Origin of the sequence: Burkholderia sp. HI4860, from assembly GCF_002223045.2 — a bacterium.
GTDB lineage: Bacteria > Pseudomonadota > Gammaproteobacteria > Burkholderiales > Burkholderiaceae > Burkholderia.
On record NZ_NKFO02000003.1, the window covers coordinates 3,183,297 to 3,207,244 of the forward strand.

The window sequence follows — 23,948 nt, forward strand, 5'->3', positions numbered from 1 at the left end:
TCTTTCCCATACAGAATTTGATCCGTACGGGCATACGGGGCGACTCACACTAAATCCGGTTTCCGACCCGTATCCAGCCCGCACGATACCACTCGTGCAACAAGGCTGTCATCGAGGGAACCCGGGATAGTGTTACAAACCGTTTCGCCTCCATCTGGCGTTGATTGGCCAGTTCGGGCAGCCATTCGCCGGCTTGCTCGAGCGGTCCTTCTTCACCATTAATGAAGTACGAGCGCGCGTTATACATCAATGCGGCCCTTCTGTCGAGACACACGCCACGGCGTGACGCTTGCGTGACGAACGCGGCCTCGGACAGCGGGCGCGCGGGCGGGTCGAAAACGACGTTCGGCTTGGGCTCGCTCAGGTAGCAGCCGAGGAATTCGGCGACATCCCGCTTGCGCCAGCGGATCGCGTCCACGATCTCGGCCACGCGCTCGACCATCGCCGGAGGCAACTGGGCGGGCGTGTCGACAGCCGGCTGCTTCGGATCGCGGTAAAGATCGTCGCCGCCACCGTCGCGCAGGCCGCCACGCTCCGCGAGATAGTACAGGAACTGGGCGCCCAGCTCGCCGGCGGACGGGGCCCGGAAGCCGATCGAGCAGGTCATGCATTCGCCTTCGGCGACGCCATCGTGCGCGATGTGCGGCGGCAGGTAGAGCATGTCGCCGGGTTCCAGCACCCATTCGTCGCTCGGCTCGAAATTTTCGAGGATCTTCAGCGGCACGTCCGGTTGCAGCGACAGGTCCTTCTGCGCACCGACGCGCCAGCGGCGCCGGCCTTCGACCTGCAGCAGAAATACGTCATACGAATCGAAGTGCGGGCCGACGCCGCCGCCATCCGTCGCATAGGAGATCATCAGGTCGTCCAGGCGCGCGTCGGGGATGAAGCGGAAGCGGTCGAGCAGTGCGCGCGCGGCATCGACGTGCAGGTCGAGACCCTGCACGAGCAGGGTCCAGGCCTTGCGCGTGACGGCCGGCAGCGATCCGGGCTCGAACGGGCCATGCTCCAGTTGCCACTTGTTACGAAAATGGGTGATCAGTCGCGATTCCGCGTCATAGTCTGCTGCGAGCTCGAACAGCGCGTCGCGCGAGACCGGCGACGCGACGCCGGGGATCGCCTGGCGGATCAGGAGCGGCTTCTTCTGCCAGTAGCCGCGCATGAATTGCGCCGGCGTAAGACCGCCGAGCAGCGGTGTGGGAAGATCGGAAGGCGGCGCGCCGAGCGGGGCGGCAGCGGCATCCCGCGGTTCGGCTTGAGACCGGTTGCGCATCGTATAATGAGACTTGTATTTGGGAGAATTGGATGAAAATCGCAAAAAACACCGTCGTGTCGGTCACTTACAAGCTGTCGGACGCACAGGGCAATCTGATCGAGGAAAGCGACGAGCCGATGGTCTATCTGCACGGCGGCTATGATGGCACGTTCCCCAAGATCGAGGAACAGCTCGACGGCCATGAGCCGGGCTACGAGGCGCAGGTTCAGCTCGAGCCGCAGGACGCGTTCGGCGACTACGATCCCGAACTCGTGAAGATCGAGCCGCGCGATCGTTTTCCCGAGCCGCTCGAAGTGGGCATGCAGTTCGAAGGCACGCCGGAAGACGGCGACGAGGAAGTCGATTCGCTGATCTACACGGTCACCGACGTCGCCGAAGACAAGGTCGTGCTCGACGGCAATCACCCGCTGGCAGGCATGGCGCTGCGTTTCGCGCTCACCGTGAAGGACGTTCGCGAAGCCACCGAAGACGAAATCGAGCATGAGCACGCACATGGCGCGGAAGGGCTCGAGATCGTCGACGAGGACGACGACGACGACGGCGAAGCGCCGTCAGGGCGTACCCTGCACTGAGCTGGCAGGCAGGCCGGGTGCCGGCCCCGACGCGCCGCCCGGTGCGGCGCCGTCACCCTGCAATGGCGGCGCGACCGACGACGAGTCGGGCAGCGCCGGCAACGCAGGGATTTCCGGCATCTGCGGCAGCGGCACGTCGTCACGCGGCACGAGCGGCAGCGCGGGCGGTACGGGCAGGTTCTTCGGCACCTCCTGCACGCTAACGTTGAAGATCGTCTGCCGTGCCGGCGACACGCTCACCTTGACCCACTGGTTCGTCGGATGGCGCGGTCCGATCGCGACGCGCGTCACATTACCCACCAGTTCACCGTCGTCTGCCCGCAGCGGGCGGTCGATCAGAAAACCGTTCGCAAGCGGCTCACCGCTCGCGTGCATCACGAGTATCGGGCCGCGGAACGTCGCCGCCGCCTTCACCAGCGTTCGTTTCAGCTCACGGAAGCCGTCGCGCACGCGCGGCCGGTTGAAACGCAGCCATGCGAAGCGTTCCGCGCGCTCGTAGCGTTCAAATTGCGGATCGCCTTCGAACATCACCACCATCGCGCGTGCCTCGCGCCGCTTCGCGTATTCGGCCGCGTGGTCGATCCAGAAACCGTTCGCGATGATGCGGTCCTCGAATTCGCCGTTGCGGCCGCCGGCCGTCAGGTAGTGATTGTTCGGCGCCGGCGCGTTGAGCGCGACGTAGACGATGTCGTCGCGCATCCAGCGGGCGTTTTCCCGATACGGCCGGAACCGGGCGACTTCGCTTTCCCGCGTGATCTGCAGCGCGCCGGGGTCGGGCAGTGCGGAATCGGCGAGCAGCGTTTGCCGCAGGAAGTCGAGCCGCTCGACCGGATCGTAGCCGCCGCCGGCCGCGGTGTTGCACGTCGCCCAGTCGTCGTGGCCGGGAATGAACACGAGCGGCACGCGCGCCGCATCCAGGATCGCCCCCCGCTGCGAATACAGGGCATCGCGGCACGCTTCCTTCGAACCCTTGAGATCGCCCGCATAGACGACGAACGCGAGGTTGCGCTCGCGCGCGATCGCATCGAGCAGCCGCTGGGCGGCAGGTTCGTCCGCAGGAGCGTTCATCACGCCCGACACGACCGCGAACGAGTAGGGCGTGGTGCCGCGCTTCGGCGGCGCGGCCAGCGCGGTGGCCTGCGCGAGCGCAAGCCCGGCCGCGATGAGCGCGGCGGCCGTGCGAGCCGGCAGGTCGCGCGGGATGCGCTTACGCGTGTCCGTCGACATCGTGCGACCGAACCAGCGTGCGCAGTTCGTACAGCAGGTCGAGCGCCTCGCGCGGCTTGAGATCGTCGGGATCGATGTCGCGCAGTTTTTCGAGCGCCGGATGCGGTGTGTCGGGCAGCGCCGGCGCGTCCGCGCATTCGAGATCGTCGGCGGGCGCCGGCGGCGCGCTGAACAGGTCGAGCTGCGGCGTGTGCTGCGACGCCGACTGCTGTTCGAGATACGCGAGGTGCTTGCGCGCGGCGCGGATCACGGGCGCCGGAACGCCTGCGAGCTGCGCGACCTGCAGGCCATAGCTCTGGTTGGCCGGGCCTTCGTTGACCGCATGCAGGAACACGATGCCGTGGCCGTGCTCGACGGCCGACAGGTGGACGTTGGCCGCTTGCGGGAATTCGGCCGGCAGTTGCGTCAGCTCGAAGTAGTGCGTCGCGAACAGCGTGTAGCACGCGTTGTGCGCCAGCAGGTGGCGCGCGATGGCCCACGCGAGCGCGAGGCCGTCGAACGTCGACGTGCCGCGGCCGATCTCGTCCATCAGCACGAGGCTTTGCGGCGTCGCGTCGTTGAGAATCGCAGCGGCTTCGGTCATCTCGACCATGAACGTCGAGCGGCCGCCCGCGAGATCGTCCGCCGCACCGATCCGTGTGAAGATCCGGTCGATCGGGCCGAAGCATGCCGACTTGGCCGGTACGTAGCTGCCGACGTACGCCATCAGCGCGATCAACGCGGTTTGCCGCATGAACGTCGACTTACCGCCCATGTTCGGGCCGGTGATCAGCAGCAGCTTGCGCTCGGTGCCGAAGCGGCAGTCGTTCGCGATGAATTGTTCGACCTGTGCTTCGACGACCGGGTGGCGGCCCTGTTCGATTTCGATGCCGATTTCGTCGGTGAAGGTCGGTGCGACCCAGTCGAGCGCACGAGCACGTTCGGCGAAGGCGGCGAGCAGGTCGAGTTCGGCGAGCGCCGATGCGACGCGCTGGCACTCCGGGATGAACGGCAGCAGCGCCTGCAGCACCGCGTCGTACAGCGCGCGCTCGCGGGCCAGTGCGCGTTCCTGCGCGGACAGCGCCTTGTCCTCGAACGTCTTCAGTTCGGGCGTGATGTAGCGCTCGGCGTTCTTCAGCGTCTGGCGCCGACGGTAATCGTCGGGCACCTTGTCGGTCTGGCCGCGCGTGACCTCGATGTAGAAGCCGTGCACCTTGTTGTATTCGACACGCAGGTTCGCGATGCCGGTGCGCGTGCGCTCGCGCGCTTCGAGATCGATCAGGAACTGTCCGCAGTTCTCCGAGATGTCGCGCAGCTCGTCGAGCTCGGCGTCGTAGCCGCGCGCGATGACACCACCGTCGCGTACCATCGCGGCCGGCTCGGGCGCAATCGCGCTCGTCAGCAGGTCGAGACATTCGGCGGGCGGTGCGAGTGCTGCGTCGACGCGGGTGAGTGCGTCCGCGTTCGCGACGATCGCGCTGATGCGCTCGCGGAGTGCCGGCAGCGCGGCGAACGTGTCGCGCAGGCTCGACAGGTCGCGCGGGCGCGCGGACAGCAGCGCGAGACGCCCGGTGATCCGTTCGACGTCGGCGATCTGGCGCAGCGCGCTGCGCAACGCATCGAGGCTTGCGTTGGCCGGTGCATCGAGCAGGGCGCCGATCGCCTGCTGGCGCGACTGCGCGGCGACCGACGCGCGCGGCGGGTGATGCAGCCAGTGACGCAGCAGGCGGCTGCCCATCGTCGTACAGCAGGTGTCGAGCAGCGAATACAGCGTCGGCGACTCGGTGCCGCGCAACGTCTCGGTCAGTTCGAGGTTGCGGCGCGTGGCCGGATCGAGACCGATGTACTCCGTTTCGTTCTCGACCTTCAGGCTGCGCACGTGCCGCAGTTGCTGGCCCTGCGTGGCGGCCGCATAGAGCAGCAGCGCGCCGGCCGCGCCGCACGCGCTCGTGAGGGAATGCGCACCGAAGCCATCGAGGCTCGCGACATCGAGCTGGTCGCACAGCCGCTGCGTGCCCGACGCGATGTCGAAGTGCCAGGCCGGCACGCGCTTGCTTGCGCCGGCGCCGGCCGGCACGACATCGGTCGCGCCGTCCGGCGTCAGGATCTCGGCCGGCCGGATGCGCTCGAGCGCGGCCGCGAGCTGGTCGGGTTCGATTTCGGCGAGCCGCAGCGCGCCGCTGGCGAGGTTCAGCCATGCAAGGCCGATGTTCACCGCGACGCCGCGCTTGTTGTGGCCCGTGCACATCGCGAGCAGATAAACGTCGTTCTTGTCGGACAGCAGCGCGGCATCGGTCAGCGTGCCGGGCGTGACGACGCGCACGACCTTGCGCTCGACGGGGCCCTTCGACGTGGCGGGATCGCCGATCTGCTCGCAGATCGCGACCGATTCGCCCATCTTCACGAGCTTCGCAAGATACTGCTCGACCGCGTGATGCGGCACGCCGGCCATCTTGATCGGCGTGCCGGCCGATGCGCCGCGTTGCGTGAGGGTCAGGTCGAGCAGGCGTGCGGCTTTCTCCGCGTCTTCGAAGAACAGCTCGTAGAAGTCGCCCATCCGGTAGAAGACAAGCGTGTCGGGATGGTCGGCCTTGATGCGCAGGTACTGCTGCATCATCGGGGTATGGCCGGCGAAGGCTTCGGGCGACAGCGTGGTCATAAGTCAGGCGTGAAGTTGTTGCTTTGGTTGCCCGAGTTTACCAGTGGCTTCGGCATGCACGCGCGAAGTTCGCCATTCGGCCAGGTTGCTGGAGAGTGCGCGACCGGCGGCGGTCGTTCTCACGCCGCCGTCCGACCGCGCTCCTGCTCGGCCATGCGAAAGTCGCCGTCGCTCAGGTCGAGAACCCTCGCGCGCCGGCTCGTTTCGTACCTCAGGCCGTTTGCCCCGACGTCATGCTGAGCGCCACCGCCTGCGCGACTTCGATCCCGTCGATGGCCGCCGAATAGATGCCGCCTGCATACCCCGCACCTTCACCTGCCGGATACAGCCCCTCGACGTTCATGCTCTGGTAATCGTCCTTGCGTCGAATCCGGATCGGCGACGAAGTGCGCGTCTCGACACCGGTGAGGACCGCATCGTGCATCGCGAAGCCGGCGATCTTCTTGTCGATCTCGGGGAGCGCTTCGCGGATCGCTTCGATCACGTAGTCCGGCAGCGCGGTGCTGAGATCGGTCGGGTTCACGCCCGGCTTGTACGACGGCTCCACGGAGCCGAGCGACGTCGACGGCCGGCCGGCGATGAAATCGCCGACCAGCTGGCCCGGCGCACGGTAATCGCCGCCGCCGAGTTCGAACGCGCGCTCTTCCCATTTGCGCTGGAACGCAATGCCCGCCAGCGGGCCGCCGGGATAGTCGTCCGGCGTGATGCCGACGACGATGCCCGCATTCGCGTTGCGCTCGGCGCGCGAATACTGGCTCATGCCGTTGGTGACCACGCGGCCCGGCTCGGAGGTCGCCGCGACCACCGTGCCGCCCGGACACATGCAGAAGCTGTAGACGGCGCGGCCATTGCTGCAGTGATGCACCACCTTGTAGTCGGCCGCGCCGAGCTGCTTGTGGCCCGCGAACTTGCCGAAGCGGCTGCGATCGATCAGCCCCTGCGGATGCTCGATGCGAAAACCCAGCGAGAACGGCTTGGCTTCGATAAAGACGCCGCGATCGTGCAGCATCTGGAAGGTGTCGCGCGCGCTGTGGCCCACGGCCAGCACCACGTGGTCGCACCGCAGCGTTTCGCCGTTCGAGAGCTTCAGCGAGCGTACCTTGCCCTGATCGATCTCGATATCGTCGACCCGCGTTTCAAAACGCACTTCACCACCGAGTTCGTGGATGGACGCGCGCATCTTTTCCACCATGCTGACGAGGCGGAACGTGCCGATGTGCGGCCGGCTCAGATACAGGATGTCGTCCGGCGCACCGGCCTTGACGAATTCGTCCAGCACCTTTCGGCCATAGTGGTTCGGATCCTTAATCTGGCTGTACAGCTTGCCGTCGGAAAACGTCCCGGCCCCGCCTTCGCCGAACTGCACGTTGGATTCGGGGTTGAGCACGCTCTTGCGCCACAGGCCGAAGGTGTCCTTGGTGCGCTCGCGCACGGCCTTGCCGCGTTCGAGGATGATGGGGCGAAAACCCATCTGTGCGAGGATCAGCCCCGCGAACAGGCCGCACGGCCCCATGCCGATCACGACCGGGCGCAGGAAATTGCCGTGCTCGGGTGCCTTCGTGACGAAGTGGTACGCCATGTCGGGCGTCACGCCGCAATGCGGCTTGCCGGCGAGGCGCTTGATCGCGGCCGCTTCGTCCGCGACTTCGACATCGACGATATACGTGAGCTTGATGTCGGCGCGCTTGCGCGCATCGTGCGCACGGCGGAACACGGTGTAACGGAGGAGCCCGTCCGCGGCCACGCCATGCTCCGCGAGGCGCGCGCGAATCGCGGCCTCGAGCGCGCTCTCGGGGTGGTCGAGGGGGAGTTTAATTTCGCTTAGCCGTAACATGGGGACTCGGATGCGATTGCCACGGCGTCGTGGCGGTGTTGATACGGTCGGGGGCCGGCTGGCCGGCGGGGTTGTCCGCCGTGCGGGCATGCCGGACGCAAACCCATCATTGTCATTGCGGGAAGGACCGTGCAAGCGGGAAGTCCGCTGATCGGCCCGTACAACTCAGGCAACTTCAGGATAGGCGCCCGAAGCGACCCTTGTGCGGGAAGATTGTCCCGCCTCCCGGTAACCGGGAGGCGAACGGCGCGCCGTCATGACGATGCCCGCGCGCGGTATGCGCGCAAGCCGCGCCATGCAGGCGCGGCCGGGGCTTACTCCGCCGCCGGATGCACGTGGGTGTAACCCTTCAGGATCGGGATCATCTGCGCGTAGATCTTCGGGTTCGCGGCGACGATTTCATGGCGATGCAGGAAGTCGGCGTCGCCCGTGTAGTTGCCGACGAGGCCGCCGGCCTCGGTGATCAGCAGGCTGCCCGCTGCCATGTCCCACACGTTGATGCCCTGTTCGAAGAACGCGTCGAGGCGGCCGGCCGCGACGTTCGCGAGATCGAGTGCGGCCGCGCCCGGACGGCGCAGGCCCGTGCAGGCCTGCGTCATTTCGGTGAAGAGGCGCGCGTAGGCATCGAGGCCGTCCTTTTCGCGGAACGGGAAGCCCGTGCCGACGAGTGCGTCCGACAGGCGGTCGCGGCGGCCGACGCGGATGCGGCGGTCGTTCAGGTACGCGCCGCGGCCGCGGGTGGCCGTGAACAGGTCGTTCTTGTTCGGATCGTAGACGACAGCCTGCGTGACGACGCCCTTGTGCTCGAGCGCGATCGATACGCAGTAGTACGGGAAGCCGTGGATGAAGTTGGTCGTGCCGTCGAGCGGATCGATGATCCACTTGAATTCGGATTCGTTCTCCGATTCGCCCGATTCTTCCGCGAGGATTGCGTGGTCGGGGTAGGCGGTCTTCAGCGTCTCGATGATCGCGTCTTCGGCGGCCTTGTCCACTTCGGTGACGAAGTCGTTCTGCTGCTTCTTGCGGATCTCGATCAGGTCGAGATCGAGGGACGCGCGATTGATGATCTGTCCGGCGCGGCGCGCAGCCTTGACAGCAATGTTGAGCATGGGATGCATGAGCCTGGATCCTGTAGCTGGCGGCACGAGCCACCACGAAGTGGAACAACCGCCCGGCACGGCGCAAGCGTGGCAGGCGAAATGAGACGCGAATTGACAAAGAACGGGGTACGACCCGCGTCGCACGGAGTGCGGCGCGTAAAGGCATGATTTTACCCGATTTTTGGCGGTTTCAGGCGACCGGTGTACGGGCAAACCCCCACTATCCGTCCGGACGAGTGGGTTTGCCGCGGCGATGGCGATACCATACTGCCATTCTGATGAACCGAGTCGTATCGTAGTGGAAACCCCGCAGATCACCGCCGCGCCGTCCGAGCCGGGCGCGGCCTCGTCCCAGTCGCCGTCCGGCGGCTTCACGTCCACCCGTTTCGTGCTCGTCGAGCCGAGCCATCCCGGCAATGTCGGGGCGGCCGCCCGCGCGCTGAAGACGATGGGCTTCTCGCGTCTCGTGCTGGTCGCGCCCCGCGTGCCGCACGTGCAGAGCGATCCCGAGGCGATCGCGATGGCCAGCGGTGCGGACGACGTCCTCGCGTCCGCGCATGTCGTGCCGACGCTCGGCGACGCGCTGTCCGGCGTTCACTGGTCGATCGCGCTGACTGCACGCACGCGCGAATACGGGCCGCCGCGCCTGGCGCCGCGTGCCGCCGCCACGCAGGCATGCGCGCAGGTCGGCACGGGCGACATCGCGCTCGTGTTCGGCAACGAGCGCACGGGCCTCGCGAACGAGCATGTCGAGCAGTGCAGCGCGCTGGCGCACATTCCGGCGAACCCGGCCTACAGTTCGCTGAATCTCGCACAGGCCGTGCAGGTGCTTGCGTACGAGCTGCGTGTCGCGTTTCTCGAGCAGGCGAGCGAGCCGTCGGCGCAACCGTCGGCCGAAGCCGGCACGCTCGCGCAGAGCGACGAGATCGAGCGGATGTACGTGCACCTCGAGAACGCGCTGATCGCGCTCGATTTCCTCGATCCGCGCAACCCGAAGAAGCTGATGCCGCGGCTGCGGCGCCTGTTCGCGCGCACGGGCCTCGAGCGCGAGGAGGTCAACATCCTGCGCGGTGTCGCGAAGCACATCCTGCTGAAATCGGGCAAACCCGACGGCGACGCGTAAGCGGTCGGCGCACGGGGCGGCGGATGTCCCGGCGCGCGGGGCAACCACCCCGTCGGCAGGTGCCGGTCCGGCCGCCGAAAGCGCCGAAGCCGACCACCCCGCAAACCCAGTAACAGCAAGCGTCCCACCCGAATACCCGCGCCGGCGGCGGGGTGAACCGGCGAGCGCGTGCGGCCGTTCGTGACTCGCCCTACAATCGCCGAACGTCATAAGTAAATTACCGGGCGCGATAACGGCCGGTCATTGCCGGCGATGCGCGCCGGCCTTTTCCCAGACCACATCATGTTCACGAGACTGCGCGAAGACGTTGCAACGATTCGCGAGCGGGATCCCGCCGCTCGCAGTGCATGGGAAGTGCTGACCTGTTATCCGGGGCTGCATGCGCTCGTGCTGCATCGTTTCGCGCACGCATGCTGGCGCGCGAAGCGCTACTGGCTCGCGCGTTTCGCGTCGCAGGCCGGCCGGTTCCTGACGGGGATCGAGATTCACCCCGGCGCGACGATCGGCCGGCGCGTGTTCATCGATCACGGGATGGGTGTCGTGATCGGCGAGACGGCGATCGTCGGCGACGACTGCACGATCTATCAGGGCGTAACGCTGGGCGGCACGTCGCTCACGCGCGGCGCCAAGCGCCACCCGACGCTCGAGGCCGGCGTGATCGTCGGTGCGGGCGCGAAGGTGCTCGGCGGCTTCACGGTCGGAGCGGGCGCGAAGATCGGTTCGAACGCGGTCGTCGTGAAGCCGGTGCCGGCAGGCGGCACCGCGGTCGGCAATCCGGCGCGCGTCGTGATGCCGGCGCAGCCGAAGCCGCAGCCCGAGCGTGCGGCGTTCTGCGCATACGGGATCACGCCCAATGCCGACGATCCGATGTCGCTCGCGATCCACGGGCTGATCGATCACGCGGCGAAGGAAAGCCGCCGCGTCGACGAGATCGTCGCGGCGCTCGAGCGGCTCGGCACGCATCTGGAAACACTGCAGGGCGCCGACGCGGCGCGCCTCGATCTGCGCCGGCTGTCGGCCGTGCTGGAAGGGAAGTCGGTCGAGCGTCAGGCGTAATTCAATGGATGCCCGCTGCTGCCGGTGCGTGCGACGGCAGCGGCGGTGTCAGTCGAGCGGCATCGCGTGGATGCCTTCCGCGTCGACGCGCAGGTAGCCGCCGCGCGGCTTGCCGTGGTCGAGATCCCAGTCGGGCAACACCCAGCGGATGCCACCCGGTTCCATGTGCCGGGCGGGGCGGTGCGTATGGCCGTGAATGATCACGCTCGCGCGGCTTTTCCGGAACAGCGCGGCCACGCCTTCACGCGTGACATCGTAGATCGCCGAAACAGGGCGCATCCGGCCCGATTCGCTGTTCGAGCGCATGCGCTGCGCGAGCGCGCGGCGCCAACGGAACGGCCAGGCGAGAAACAGCCATTGCGCGGCGCGGTTGCGCGCGAAGCGGCGGAATACCTGGTAGCCGCGGTCGGCCGTGCACTGCGCGTCGCCATGCGCGAGCACGATGCGCTGGCCGAACGCCATGATCAGCGAAGGATCGGGCAGCAGCATCGCGCCGGCTGCCTTCATGAAGCGCCGGCCGAGCAGGAAATCGCGGTTGCCGTGCATCACGTAGAGCGCAATGCCGCGTTCCGAGAACGTGTGCATCAGCGCGGCCATGCGGGCCGCGAACGGATCGTCGTCGAGGATGTCGTCGCCGATCCAGTATTCGAACAAGTCGCCGAGGATGAACACCGAGTCGGCGCTGTCGGCGGTGTATTTCACGAAATGCTCGAACGCGGCGACCGTCTTCGGAATCGCTTCGCTCAGGTGCAGATCGGAGAGAAACAGGAACGGGCGTGCGGCTTGCGCGTATTCGCGCTCGCCCGGCACGCCCGCGGAGACGCTTCGCGGCGGACTCTCCTGCAACATCGAAGTGCCTCCGTAACTGCGCGTCAGACCACGACGGCCTTCTCGATCACGACGTCGTCAGTCGGCACGTCCTGGTGGAAACCGGCGTTGCCCGTCTTGACGCCCTTGATCTTGTCGACCACGTCCTGGCCTTCGACGACCTTGCCGAACACCGCGTAGCCCCAGCCTTGCGGCGTCGGCGACGAGTGGTTCAGGAAGTCGTTGTCGTTCACGTTGATGAAGAACTGGGCGGTCGCCGAGTGCGGATCGTTGGTGCGCGCCATCGCGACCGTGTAGTTGTCGTTCTTCAGGCCGTTGTTCGCCTCGTTGTCGATCGGCGCATCGGTCGGCTTCTGCTTCAGGCCCGGCTCGAAGCCGCCGCCCTGGATCATGAAGCCGTTGATCACGCGATGGAACACGGTGCCGTCGTAGTGGCCCTTCTTCACGTAGTTCAGGAAGTTCTCGACCGTCTTCGGTGCCTTCGCGGCGTCGAGCTCGAGCTTGATCACGCCGTGGTTCGTATGCAGTTCAACCATGATGAATTCCTTCGGTGAGGCGGTTTAAATGGCACGCGGCCGGTCGTGCGACGCGGCCGCGTGTGGCGCCGGACGTGCCGGCAGGTTCTTACTTCGAGACGATGCTGGCCGATTCGATCACGATCGGTTGCGCGGGCACGTCCTGCATCGGGCCGCGCGAGGTCGTCGCGACGCCCTCGATCTTCTTCACGACGTCGAGACCCGACACGACCTTGCCGAATACCGCATAGCCGTTGCCGTCCGGGTTCGGGTAGTCGAGGCCGCTGTTGTCGACCGTGTTGATGAAGAACTGCGCGGTGGCCGAGTTCGGATCGCTCGTGCGTGCCATCGCGATCGTGCCCGTCAGGTTCTTCAGACCATTGCGGCTCTCCAGCGGGATCGGCGCGCGGGTCGGCTTCTCCTCGAAGTTGGTCTTGTAGCCGCCGCCCTGGATCATGAAGCCCTTGATCACGCGATGGAAGATCGTGCCGTTGTACTGGCCTGCCTTCACGTAATCGAGGAAGTTGGCGACGGACTTCGGCGCCTTCTCCGGGTAGAGCTCGACGCGGATGTCGCCCTGCGAGGTCTTCAGCTGCACGACGGGGTGCGCGGTAGCCGATTGCGCGAACGCAGGTGCGGTCGCGGTCGCGAGAAGGGCGGCGCCGCCAAGCGCCAGCAACAGACGTTTCATTGCGATCCTCAGGTTGGGAGGGAAAGAAGGCCGCGCCGCTTATTGCGACGGCGCGACGTACGGCGCCGCCAGTGCGCCCGACGGACCGCTGAACTGGAACGTCGGCGACATCGGCAGCGTGGTGGTGCTCACGTTCGCGGCTGCGCGGTCGGAGTAGTCGCGCGTGGCCGGTGCGGCTGCGCGGGCATTCGGCGCGGCCTTCGGCGGCGACACGATCTTCTGGAGATCGGCGAGGCGCTGCGCGGTCGCGCCGCTCGTGCGGCCGAGCGACTGCGCGCGCTTGTACGACTCGGCCGCGAGGCGCAGGTAGAGATCGCCGAGGTTTTCGTACGCGAGCGAGTAGCTGGGGTTCGATTGCGTCGCCGTGACGAGCGCGGTGCGCGCTTCGTCGTAGCGGCCATGCTTCGCGTAAAGCGCCGCAAGGTTGTTGTACGGCTCGGGCAGTTCGGGGTACGCCTGCGTGATCGCGACGAACTGCTGGATCGCATCGTCATCGCGGTTCAGGCGGGCCAGCACGGTGCCGCGCTTGAACTGCGCCTGCACGTCGCGCGGGTTCGACGCGATGCGCGCGTCGAGTTGCGCGAGCGCCTGCTTCCACTGCTTGCCGGCGATCGACGCGTCGATTTCGGGCGTGCCGTCGGCGGTGGCCGGGGCCTTCTGCGCATGCGCCGCGGGAGCCGCGAAAAGCGTCAGCGCGACGCCCATGACGGTGGTCGCAACGAGGGTCGCAGCGCTCTGCGCGCGGCCGCGATGAGGTTTCATAGGCGTAAATCGGAATGTTATACTCCGAGCCATTCTAACAAAACGTCTGCGCGTTCCGGCGAGCGTCAGACAGTCTTTCTTTGCCTCTCGTGGCCGTCACCGCTGTGCTTGCAGCCTGACCGCCCCATGTGATATCGAGGACGCTCGGCCTGGTGCCGCAGCAGATGGTCCGTCCGTTTCGCATGCTGGGCGAGCTTCGCCAGGGCGGTTTCCTTCGGCTCACGGTTCATCTCTATGGAATCACTGCGCATCTACAACACGCTCGCGCGTGACAAGCAAGTCTTCGTGCCGCGCCAGGCTGGCGAAGTGCGGATGTACGTATGCGGAATCACCGTATACGACTATTGTCACGTGGGCCACGCGCGCATGCTGGTCGTGTTCGACCTCGTCCAGCGCTGGTTGCGTGCGATCGGTTACCGGGTCACGTATGTGCGCAACATTACCGACATCGACGACAAGATCATCCGCCGCGCGGTCGAGAACGGCGAGACGATCAAGTCGCTGACCGACCGGTTCATCGGCGCGATGCACGACGATGAAAGCGCGCTCGGCATCCAGCGGCCCGACATCGAGCCGCGCGCGACCGAGTTCATCCCGCAGATGCTCGGCATGATCGAGACGCTCGAGACGAACGGCTACGCGTACCAGGCGACCGACGGCGACGTCAATTACTCGGTGCGCAAGTTCGCGAACTACGGGAAGCTGTCGGGCAAGTCGCTCGACGACCTGCGCGCGGGCGAGCGCGTCGCCGCAAACGACGCGAAGGAGGATCCGCTCGATTTCGTGCTGTGGAAACGCGCGAAGCCGGACGATCCGGAAGGCACGTCGTGGGCGTCGAAGTACGGGATGGGGCGCCCGGGCTGGCACATCGAGTGCTCGGCGATGGGCTGCACGCTGCTCGGCGAGCATTTCGACATCCACGGTGGCGGGCAGGATCTGCAATTCCCGCACCACGAGAACGAGATCGCGCAGAGCGAAGGCGCGACCGGCCAGACGTTCGTCAATTACTGGATGCACAACGGCTTCGTGCAGGTCGACAACGAGAAGATGTCGAAATCGCTCGGCAACTTCTTCACGATCCGCGAAGTGCTCGAACGCTACGATGCGGAAGTCATGCGCTTTTTCATCGTGCGCACGCACTACCGTTCGCCGCTCAATTACAGCGACGTGCATCTCGACGATGCGCGCGCGTCGCTCACGCGTCTCTATACCGCGCTGAAAGATGTTGAAGCCGACACGCTCGCGCTCGACTGGAACGAGCCGCACGCGCAGCGTTTCGCCGCCGCGATGAACGACGACTTCAACACGCCGGTCGCGGTGGCGACGCTGTTCGAGCTGGCGGGCGAGGTGAATCGCACGGGCGACGCATCGCTCGCGCGGCAGCTGAAACAACTGGCGGGCCTGCTCGGCCTGCTGGGCCGCGAACCGCGCGCGTTCCTGCAGCAGGCGTCCGGCGCCGCGCAGGCGGGCGGGCTCGCCGCCGACGAGATCGAAGCGAAGATCGCCGCGCGCGTCGCGGCGAAGCAAGCGAAGGACTATGCCGAAGCGGACCGGATCCGGGCGGAACTGCTCGAGACCGGTATCGCACTTGAAGACAAACCGGGCGGATCGACCGAATGGCGTCGCGTATGAGCGCGGTGCGTTCCACTGACCGATCCGTCAGGTAGGAGGCAAGATGGCAACGGCCAGAAAAGCGCCGGTCAGGCGCGCGACCCCGGTCGCCGCGCGTCCGGCAGCCAAGCGCGTGCCGCCGGCGAAAACGGACGCGACGCGCGCCGTGCCGAACGGCGCGCTCAACGGTCATGCGCAGCCGGCGGCGGTGCCGCCGCCCGCCGACGCGGCCCGCAAGGCCCGTGCGTCCGAAGCGGACGGCGAGGAGGTGGTCGTGCGTCCTGCATACTGGGACAAGGCATGCGCCGACCTCGTCAAGCGCGACCGGATCCTGAAGAAACTGATTCCGAAGTTCGGTCCCGCGCATCTCGTGAAGCGCGGCGACCCGTTCGTCACGCTCGCGCGCTCGGTCGTCGGCCAGCAGATTTCGGTGCCGTCGGCGCAGTCGCTGTGGGCGCGCATCGGCGATGCCTGTCCGAAGCTCGCGCCGCAGCCGGTGATCCGGCTCGGTGCGGACAAGCTGATCGCGTGCGGGCTGTCGAAGCGCAAGACGGAATACATCCTCGATCTCGCGCAGCATTTCGTGTCGGGCGCGCTGCACGTCGACAAATGGACGTCGATGGACGACGAGGACGTGATCGCGGAACTCACGCAGATCCGCGGCATCAGCCGCTGGACGGCCGAGATGTTCCTGATCTTCAACCTGTCGCGGCCGGACGTCCTACCGCTCGACGACCCGGGCCTGATCCGGGCGATCAGCGTCAATTACTTCAGCGGGGAACCCGTCACGCGCAGCGAGGCGCGCGAGGTTGCCGCCAACTGGGAACCGTGGCGCACCGTCGCGACCTGGTATATGTGGCGCAGCCTCGATGCGCCCGACGCCGACGCCTGAGCGGCGGCTATCGGGTTTTAAACATCAATAGTTGAGAGCCGGTTTTGAGCGTCGCCCGCGCGGGTAGAATACGCGCTGCCGCAAGACCCAAGGATTCGAACACATGAAGACCACGTTTCTGGATTTCGAACAGCCGATCGCCGAACTCGAGGCCAAGATCGAAGAGCTGCGATTCGTGCAGGACGACTCGGCTGTCGACATTTCGGAAGAAATCGAGCGGTTGTCGAAGAAAAGCCAGCAACTGACGAAAGACCTCTACGCGAACCTGTCGCCGTGGCAGGTCTCGCAGATCGCGCGGCATCCGCAGCGTCCGTACACGCTCGATTACGTTGCGGAACTGTTTACCGATTTTCACGAGCTGCACGGCGACCGCGCATTCGCGGACGACGTGTCGATCGTCGGCGGCCTCGCGCGCTTCGGCGGCCATCCGTGCATGGTGATCGGCCACCAGAAGGGCCGTGACACGAAGGAGCGCGCCGCGCGCAACTTCGGGATGCCGCGTCCGGAAGGCTATCGCAAGGCCGAACGCCTGATGCGTCTCGCCGAGAAGTTCGGTCTGCCGATCTTCACGTTCGTCGACACGCCGGGCGCATACCCGGGCATCGGCGCGGAAGAGCGCGGCCAGTCGGAGGCGATCGGCCGCAACCTTTACGTGATGGCCGAACTGAAGACGCCGATCATCACGACGGTGATCGGCGAGGGCGGTTCGGGCGGCGCGCTCGCGATCGCGGTGGCCGACACGGTGATGATGCTGCAATTCTCGACCTACTCGGTGATCTCGCCGGAAGGCTGCGCGTCGATCCTGTGGAAGAGCGCCGCGAAGGCGCCGGAAGCCGCCGAAGCGCTGGGCCTGACCGCGCACCGCCTGAAGGCGCTCGGCCTGATCGACAAGATCATCAACGAGCCGCTCGGCGGCGCGCATCGCGATCCGAAGGGCATGGCTGCGCTGCTGCGCCGTGCACTGGCCGATTCGCTGCGCCAGTTCCAGGGGATGAGCATCGATGCGCTGCGCGAGCGTCGCTTCGAGCGCCTGATGGCCTACGGCAAGTTCAAGGAAACCACGCCGGGCGCATGACCGGCTGCGTCCTCCCATCGCGCGCCGCTGCGCGCGCGTTCCTCTCGTGATTCCGCCCACCGAATTCTCCGCCGACCGCGTCGTTCTCGACGCGGTCGGCGTTGCGCTTTCCGGCATGCCGGCGGATGCACGCATCGCGATCGCGTACAGCGGCGGCCTCGACTCGACGGTGCTGCTCGACGCGGCCGTGCGCGTCGCGGGCGCGTCGCGCTGTGTCGCGCTGCACGTGCATCACGGGCTCAGTGCGAATGCCGACGCGTGGGTGGCGCATGCCGAGGCCAGCGCCGCAGGGCTCGGTGTCGCGTTCGAATCGATGCGCGTCGACGTGCCGCGCGACAGCGGCCTCGGTGTCGAGGCAACGGCGCGCGAGCGGCGCTATGCGGCGCTCGACGAGATGTGCGAGCGCCACGGCGCGGCCGCGCTGTGGCTCGCGCAGCATGCAGACGACCAGGCCGAGACGGTGTTGCTGCAGTTGTTGCGCGGCGCGGGGATCGCGGGGCTGGCCGCCATGGCGCCGCGTTACCGCCCTGACGGCGTGAGCGTCGAGCGCGTGCGCCCGCTGCTGCGACTGTTGCGTGCGCAACTCGAGCGCTATGCGACGCAGCGCGACCTGGCGTGGATCGACGACGAATCGAACAACGACACGCGATACGCGCGCAATGCGTTGCGCATCGACGTGCTGCCGGCGCTGGCCGTGCATTTCCCGGGCTTTCACGACGCGCTCGGCCGCGCGGCCCAGCATGCGGCGGCCGCGCAGCGACTGCTCGACGATCTGGCCGAGCTCGACTTCGCCGTTGCCGCGCGCGACGACGGGCAGGCACTGTCGCGCGACGCGTTGGTCGCGTTCGACGATACGCGCGGCGCGAACCTGCTGCGCTTCTGGATGCGTCGGCTCGGTCTGCCGAGTGCGTCGGCTGCCCGGCTCGCCAACATGATGCGGCAGTTGCGTGCCACGCATGTCGCCCATGCGCTGCGTGTCGATCACGCGGGGCAATGCCTGCGCCTGTATCGCGATGTCGTCTACTGGGAAGCGGGCGACAGCAGCGAACCGGCCGATGACGGCACCGGGAGCCCGCACCCGGAAGCAATGCTCGCGTGGGACGGGCAGGAAGTCTGGCACCTGCCGGGATGGCGCGGCACGTTCGTGTTCGCGCCGGCCGAGGCGGGAAGCGCCGACGCGGTGCCGGAGGCGCTGCTGCGCGGCACGCGGCTGGCGGCGCGTGCCCGCGCGGGCGGCGAGCGGATGCGCACGTCGCCGGGCGGCCCGGGGCGTACGCTGAAGAACCTGTTCCAGGAGCGTGGCGTGCCGGCCTGGCAGCGCGACGTCCCGCTGCTGTTCGCTGGCGACTTGCTGATCTACGTGCCGCGCCTCGGCGTGAATCGCGATGCCGGCTTGTCCGGCGGCGGGGCGCCCGGTGACGGCGCGTGGCGCCGGATCGAGTGGCGTCCCGACATGCTGATCGCATAGCGGCGGCGGCCCCTGACGGCGCGATGGCACGCGCATTTTCACCATTTGGTAAACAGCGCCGGAACGGCCCCGGACGCCGCGCGCGGCTTGTCAAGCGGGCCTCTATCGGGTACGCTCGGTCGTTTGCTCGGCTCGATTTTTGAGCGATTTGTGCAGGTTTTCCGCGTGACGTACCCGGTTTGCGCGGCCTGATCGGCCTTCCGGGCAAAATCCGTCACGCTCGCGTGTTGCGTCCCAGCCGTCCCCCTCGTCGTCCGTCCACAGCCACAAGCCGCGTGACCGAACGGCTACGCGGCCTGCCCAGCGCGCCCGTGCGGTTTCTCCTCCAGTTCAGAACGACAATGGCACTCATCGTACACAAATACGGCGGCACTTCGATGGGCTCGGTCGAGCGCATCAAGAACGTCGCGAAACGCGTCGCAAAATGGCATCAGGCCGGGCACCAGATGGTGGTCGTGCCTTCGGCGATGTCCGGCGAAACCAACCGTCTGCTCGGTCTTGCGAAAGAGATTTCGAGCCAGCCGAGCCCGCGCGAGCTCGACATGATCGCGTCGACCGGCGAGCAGGTCAGCGTCGGCCTGCTGTCGATCGCGCTGCAGGAAATCGGCGTCGAGGCCGTGAGCTACGCCGGCTGGCAAGTGCCGATCAAGACCGACAGCGCGTTCACGAAGGCGCGCATTCACTCGATCGACGACGAACGCGTGAAGGCCGATCTGAATGCAGGCAAGGTCGTGATCATCACGGGCTTCCAGGGCGTCGATCCGGACGGCCACATCACGACGCTGGGCCGTGGCGGCTCGGACACGTCGGCGGTGGCGGTGGCGGCTGCGCTGGGTGCCGAAGAGTGCCTGATTTATACGGACGTCGACGGCGTTTACACGACCGATCCGCGCGTCGTCGAAGAGGCGCGCCGCCTCGATCGCGTGACGTTCGAGGAAATGCTGGAAATGGCCAGCCTCGGCTCGAAGGTCCTGCAGATCCGCTCGGTCGAATTCGCCGGCAAATACCAGGTGAAGACGCGTGTGCTGTCGAGCCTGACCGATCCGCTGATTGCGCTCGACGAAGAAATGCGCTCGGGCACCCTGATTACTTTTGAAGAAGACGAGACCATGGAAAAGGCAGTCATTTCCGGCATCGCGTTCCAGCGCGACGAAGCACGCATTGCTGTGATGGGCGTGCCCGACAAGCCGGGCATCGCATATCAGATCCTCGGCCCGGTCGCGGATGCGAACGTCGACGTCGACATGATCATCCAGAACCAGAGCGTCCAGGGCAAGACCGACTTCACGTTCACGGTCGGCCGCGGCGACTACCAGAAGGCGATGGACATCCTCACCAACCAGGTGAAGGGCCACGTGAGCGCCGAGCACGTGCAGGGCGACCCGAAGGTGTCGAAGGTGTCGGTCGTCGGCGTCGGCATGCGTTCGCACGTGGGCGTCGCGAGCAAGATGTTCCGCACGCTGTCGGAAGAGGGCATCAACATCCAGATGATCTCGACGTCCGAAATCAAGATTTCGGTGCTGATCGACGAGAAATACATGGAGCTGGCCGTCCGCGCGCTGCACAAGGCATTCGAACTCGACCAGGCATCGTGAATTTTTCGTGATGCATTGAAGAAAATGCATCACGGAAATTGACGCGCGGTTCGAAACCCTATATTATTTCGTTCTCGTCGCACTGCCTCCCTGGTGCGAGCGAAAGTTTGGGAGACGTGGCCGAGAGGTCGAAGGCACTCCCCTGCTAAGGGAGCATCTGGGCCAAAACCTGGATCGAGGGTTCGAATCCCTCCGTCTCCGCCAAAAGCGGTGACAAAGCCCCGCAAGTTCTCGGACTTGCGGGGCTTTTTCTTTTTCGGGCGCCGCGGAGCGCGCGGTGCGGGATGTGGCTGGGATTCATTCGCCGGTGGATTCGGGCGGGGCTGGCGGTGTTCGATGCGTGTTTGGCTTGGGTTGAGCGGCAGCGACATGTCGCTTGTCGGCGCCGCCCGCCCCGAGCGGCATGATCGACGCTAGCCGATGCCACGCGTGGAAGCCGCTTCTTCCAATTTCCTCCGCAACACGACCGTCATCACGCGATGAAGATGCACATGCGGGCCGCCTGAGTCATCGGCGATCGCGCTCGGGAACATGAAGGCGAGGTGAGGTAACCATTCCCTCGACTTGCGTCGAGCAAGGCTGAGTGAAATTAAAATGAAAGTATTGTTGTAAGAATTGAGAGCCGCACACGCGCTACCTTGGCGACCATCAATTATCCGGCTCGGACCCTTTGAAAGAGGCCACCTGCGTCAAAAATGCGGCACTGCGTCGATTTTTGCGATCGATCTGATCGGGCAATACAAAAAATTACACATAAAAATCAGGAGCATAGAGCTTCGATGAAAATCAATGCTCTGCTGCGCTGCAGAAAATAATCAATCGCCTTATGCTGGTTAACCCGATCGCATTTGAGCGGCGTCAAGTTTTCCGATGATGCCGCTTTACATTTTGCCAACGCTGGCGATTCACGAAATCTACCTGTCGATTTGATTTCGTTCCTTTCGTCTCGCCTGTCCCCGATGCAGTGCGCGACTTCATCAAGGCCTTGTTGACATGCATGATTTCCCCTTCCTGAGTCTGGCCATCTGGGCTCCGATCCTATTCGGCGCGTGCCTGCTGCGCGCCGGTTCCGACCATCATCCACGCCGTACCCGGCTGATCGCGCTCGTCGGCGCGCTGGTGGGGCTTGCGGCGGTCGTGCCGCTGGTTGCCGGTTTCGATGCGCACTCGGCCGCGATGCAGTTCGTCGAAAGCCGCAACTGGCTGGCGGCATTCAATTCCGGATGGCGGGTCGGCATCGACGGCGCGTCGCTGTGGCTCGTCGTGCTGACCGCGTTCACGACGCTCGTGGTGGTGGTGGCGTCGTGGGAGTCGGTCACGGTACGCGTCGCGCAGTACTACGCGTCGTTCCTGATCCTGTCGGGGCTGATGGTCGGCGTGTTCGTCGCACAGGACGGGCTGCTGTTCTTCATCTTCTTCGAGGCGACGCTGATCCCGCTTTACCTGCTGATCGGCACGTGGGGGCGCGAGCGTCGCGTGTACGCGGCCGTGAAGTTCTTCTTCATCTCGTTCGCCGGCTCGCTGCTGCTGCTGATGGCGATGCTGTACCTGTACGCGCAGTCGCATACGTTCGACATGGCCGTATGGCGCACGCTGCAGCTCGGCTTCGCGCCGCAGTTGCTGGTGTTCCTCGGCTTCTTCGCCGCCTTCGCGGTCAAGGTGCCGATGTGGCCGGTCCACACGTGGCTGAGCGACGTCTACACCGACGGCCCGACCGGCGCCGCGCTGATGCTCGCGATGCTCAAGCTCGGCGGCTACGGGTTCCTGCGCTTCGCGCTGCCGGTCACGCCCGATGCGAGCCACTTCTTCGCGCCGGCCGTGATCGCGCTGTCGCTGTTCGCGATCGTCTACGCGAGCCTGATCGCGCTCGCGCAGACCGATCTCGGCAAGCTGCTCGCGTATTCGACGGTCGCGCACATGGGGATCGTCACGCTCGGGCTGTTCCTGTTCAACCGGATCGGCGTCGAAGGCGCGATCGTCCAGCTCGTGTCGTACGGCTTCGTCGCGGGCGCGATGCTGTTGTGCGTGAACGTGCTCGTCGATCGCACGAAGCAGCGCGAGATTGCCGCTTATGGCGGCGTCGCGGGCGTGATGCCGCGCTTCGCGACCTTCACGGTGCTGTTCGCGATGGCCAACGTCGGCCTGCCGGGCACGTCGGGGTTCGTCGGCGAGTTCATGGTCATCATGGGCGCGATCCGCTTCAACTTCTGGATCGGCGCGATCGCGGCGCTGACGCTGATCCTCAGCGCGTCGTACACGCTGTGGATGCTCAAGCGCGTCGTGTTCGGCAAGGTGGCGAGCCAGCGGATCGCGAAGCTCGCGGACCTGAACCGTCGCGAGATCGTGATGTTCGCGTCGCTCGCACTCGTGGTGCTGGCGGTCGGCATCGATCCGAAGCCGTTCACCGACGCGATCGATCCGACCGTCGGACGGCTGATCGAAGACGCGAGCCATTCGAAGCTGCCGACAGGGGACGGCCCTGCGCAGCCGCAGCCGTCGTACATGGCATCGACGCGCGGCTGATCGCGGCACGTCGCACGGAGTGGTGTGCACCGCACGGCGGTGCGGTCGTTGCGCGCGCATCGATTCCGTCGCAGTCCGGCGCACACCGCGCCGGGCCGGCTTCCGGCTGCGTGAAATTGCCCCGCGACAATCTGTCTCACGGCAGTTTCTGCAATGATGATTTTCCGCATTAGCTGGTTTTTCATCGCACTCGCGCGACGTATGATTCGGCCACTTTCGTGGATCGAATGCGCATCGGGCATACGCAAACGGATTCAATGACCCTCGGGCTGTGTGATGAAAAGAAAAGCTTCAAAAGGCGGAGTGGCGCTGATGTCGATCGGCGCGGCTTTGAGCCTGTCAGGCTGTAATTTAGATGTACTAAATCCGAAAGGAAGCGTGGGCGCTGCCGAAAAGGCGCTGATCGCGACGTCCACCTGGGCGATGCTGATCGTCGTCGTGCCGGTGATCCTGCTCACGCTGTGGTTCGCGTGGCGTTACCGCGCGTCGAACCGCAACGCCGCCTACGCGCCGAACTGGTCGCACTCGACCGCGATCGAGGTCGTGATCTGGACGGTGCCGACCCTGATCATCCTGTTCCTCGGCGTGCTCACGTGGAAGACCACGCACGAGCTCGACCCGTACAAGCCGCTCGAGTCGTCGGTGAAGCCGATCGACGTCGAGGTCGTCGCGCTCGACTGGAAGTGGCTGTTCATCTATCCGGAACTCGGCATCGCGTCGGTGAACCAGCTCGCGATTCCGGTCGGCACGCCGGTGAACTTCCGCATCACGTCGGATTCGGTGATGAACTCGTTCTTCATCCCGCAGCTCGGCGGCCAGGTTTACGCGATGGCCGGCATGCAGACGCGCCTGCACCTGATCGCCGACGAGCCCGGCAACTATGCGGGCACGTCCGCCAACTTCAGCGGCCGCGGCTTCTCCGACATGAAGTTCCGCACGCTCGCCGAGCCGCGCGAACAGTTCGATGCATGGGTGCAGAAGGTGAAGGCGTCGCCGGACCGGCTCGACGCGACCGTGTACGGCACCGTCGCGCAGCCGAGCGAGAAGGCGCCCGTGCGCTACTTCTCGTCGGTCGATCCGCGGCTCTTCCACAACATCATCGCGAAATACAACGATGGCCACGTCCTCGACCTGAAGGACGCCGCCTGCGGCACGAAGGGGTAAC

Annotated in this window: 19 protein-coding genes and 1 tRNA gene; 11 read left to right on the forward strand and 9 right to left on the reverse strand. The window is 66.0% G+C overall.

Annotation, left to right across the window (positions count from 1 at the left end; genetic code table 11):
• Positions 1–49 precede the first annotated feature (49 nt).
• Complete coding sequence (locus CFB34_RS30170; protein WP_089440489.1) at positions 50–1,270, reverse strand: cupin domain-containing protein; 1,221 nt, start codon at positions 1,268–1,270, stop codon at positions 50–52.
• Between the two features lie 32 nt (positions 1,271–1,302).
• Between CFB34_RS30170 and CFB34_RS30175 the strand changes: the two genes are divergently transcribed.
• A complete protein-coding gene (locus CFB34_RS30175; protein WP_089440488.1) occupies positions 1,303–1,845 on the forward strand; it encodes a peptidylprolyl isomerase in 543 nt (180 codons plus the stop codon).
• On the opposite strand, the gene CFB34_RS30180 is transcribed toward CFB34_RS30175, so the two are convergent.
• The 4 genes from CFB34_RS30180 to CFB34_RS30195 form a co-directional block, all read right to left on the reverse strand.
• Positions 1,825–3,072, reverse strand: coding sequence for a hypothetical protein (locus tag CFB34_RS30180; RefSeq protein WP_179243639.1), 1,248 nt, complete (start codon positions 3,070–3,072; stop codon positions 1,825–1,827). The genes CFB34_RS30175 and CFB34_RS30180 overlap by 21 nt on opposite strands.
• The gene (mutS, locus tag CFB34_RS30185; RefSeq protein ID WP_089440487.1) at positions 3,053–5,710 is read right to left on the reverse strand and encodes a DNA mismatch repair protein MutS; all 2,658 of its coding nucleotides are present in this window, start codon (positions 5,708–5,710) and stop codon (positions 3,053–3,055) included. The genes CFB34_RS30180 and mutS overlap by 20 nt, the downstream gene beginning before the upstream one ends.
• A gap of 211 nt (positions 5,711–5,921) precedes the next feature.
• Entirely contained in the window at positions 5,922–7,544 is a 1,623-nt protein-coding gene (locus CFB34_RS30190; protein ID WP_089440486.1) for an NAD(P)/FAD-dependent oxidoreductase, read from the reverse strand.
• A 314-nt stretch (positions 7,545–7,858) separates the two neighbouring features.
• A complete protein-coding gene (locus CFB34_RS30195) occupies positions 7,859–8,662 on the reverse strand; it encodes an inositol monophosphatase family protein (protein ID WP_039364710.1) in 804 nt (267 codons plus the stop codon).
• A gap of 280 nt (positions 8,663–8,942) precedes the next feature.
• On the opposite strand from CFB34_RS30195, the gene CFB34_RS30200 reads away from it, so the two are divergent.
• Together CFB34_RS30200 and cysE are read left to right on the forward strand one after the other, a co-directional pair.
• Positions 8,943–9,767, forward strand: a complete 825-nt coding sequence (locus CFB34_RS30200) for an RNA methyltransferase (RefSeq protein WP_089440485.1) — start codon at positions 8,943–8,945, stop codon at positions 9,765–9,767.
• A gap of 252 nt (positions 9,768–10,019) precedes the next feature.
• Positions 10,020–10,823, forward strand: coding sequence for a serine O-acetyltransferase (cysE, locus tag CFB34_RS30205; RefSeq protein WP_089425733.1), 804 nt, complete (start codon positions 10,020–10,022; stop codon positions 10,821–10,823).
• Positions 10,824–10,871: 48 nt separating this feature from the next.
• Here cysE and CFB34_RS30210 read toward each other — a convergent pair whose 3' ends face one another.
• The 4 genes from CFB34_RS30210 to CFB34_RS30225 all read right to left on the reverse strand — a co-directional run bounded on the left by CFB34_RS30210 (position 10,872) and on the right by CFB34_RS30225 (position 13,619).
• A complete protein-coding gene (locus CFB34_RS30210) occupies positions 10,872–11,672 on the reverse strand; it encodes a UDP-2,3-diacylglucosamine diphosphatase (protein WP_089440484.1) in 801 nt (266 codons plus the stop codon).
• 23 nt (positions 11,673–11,695) lie between these two features.
• On the reverse strand, positions 11,696–12,187 hold the full coding sequence (locus tag CFB34_RS30215) for a peptidylprolyl isomerase (protein WP_006478428.1): 492 nt from the start codon (positions 12,185–12,187) through the stop codon (positions 11,696–11,698).
• Positions 12,188–12,275: 88 nt separating this feature from the next.
• The gene (locus tag CFB34_RS30220; RefSeq protein WP_011352517.1) at positions 12,276–12,857 is read right to left on the reverse strand and encodes a peptidylprolyl isomerase; all 582 of its coding nucleotides are present in this window, start codon (positions 12,855–12,857) and stop codon (positions 12,276–12,278) included.
• A gap of 39 nt (positions 12,858–12,896) precedes the next feature.
• Positions 12,897–13,619, reverse strand: a complete 723-nt coding sequence (locus tag CFB34_RS30225) for a tetratricopeptide repeat protein (protein WP_179243638.1) — start codon at positions 13,617–13,619, stop codon at positions 12,897–12,899.
• Positions 13,620–13,853: 234 nt separating this feature from the next.
• On the opposite strand from CFB34_RS30225, the gene cysS reads away from it, so the two are divergent.
• From cysS to cyoA, 8 genes are all read left to right on the forward strand, one after another.
• Positions 13,854–15,251, forward strand: coding sequence for a cysteine--tRNA ligase (cysS, locus tag CFB34_RS30230; protein WP_089440482.1), 1,398 nt, complete (start codon positions 13,854–13,856; stop codon positions 15,249–15,251).
• Positions 15,252–15,294: 43 nt separating this feature from the next.
• Positions 15,295–16,122, forward strand: coding sequence for a DNA-3-methyladenine glycosylase (locus CFB34_RS30235; protein ID WP_089440481.1), 828 nt, complete (start codon positions 15,295–15,297; stop codon positions 16,120–16,122).
• A 103-nt stretch (positions 16,123–16,225) separates the two neighbouring features.
• Positions 16,226–17,197 (forward strand): acetyl-CoA carboxylase carboxyltransferase subunit alpha, encoded by a 972-nt coding sequence (locus CFB34_RS30240; RefSeq protein WP_039364696.1) that lies wholly within the window; start codon positions 16,226–16,228, stop codon positions 17,195–17,197.
• A 46-nt stretch (positions 17,198–17,243) separates the two neighbouring features.
• The gene (gene tilS / locus CFB34_RS30245) at positions 17,244–18,665 is read left to right on the forward strand and encodes a tRNA lysidine(34) synthetase TilS (RefSeq protein ID WP_089440480.1); all 1,422 of its coding nucleotides are present in this window, start codon (positions 17,244–17,246) and stop codon (positions 18,663–18,665) included.
• 341 nt (positions 18,666–19,006) lie between these two features.
• Positions 19,007–20,260 (forward strand): aspartate kinase, encoded by a 1,254-nt coding sequence (locus CFB34_RS30250; protein WP_039364692.1) that lies wholly within the window; start codon positions 19,007–19,009, stop codon positions 20,258–20,260.
• Positions 20,261–20,370: 110 nt separating this feature from the next.
• Positions 20,371–20,464 (forward strand) — tRNA-Ser (locus CFB34_RS30255).
• Between the two features lie 789 nt (positions 20,465–21,253).
• Complete coding sequence (locus tag CFB34_RS30260; RefSeq protein ID WP_069248321.1) at positions 21,254–22,783, forward strand: NADH-quinone oxidoreductase subunit M; 1,530 nt, start codon at positions 21,254–21,256, stop codon at positions 22,781–22,783.
• 276 nt (positions 22,784–23,059) lie between these two features.
• The gene (cyoA, locus tag CFB34_RS30265; RefSeq protein ID WP_089440479.1) at positions 23,060–23,947 is read left to right on the forward strand and encodes a ubiquinol oxidase subunit II; all 888 of its coding nucleotides are present in this window, start codon (positions 23,060–23,062) and stop codon (positions 23,945–23,947) included.
• Position 23,948: the final 1 nt, after the last annotated feature.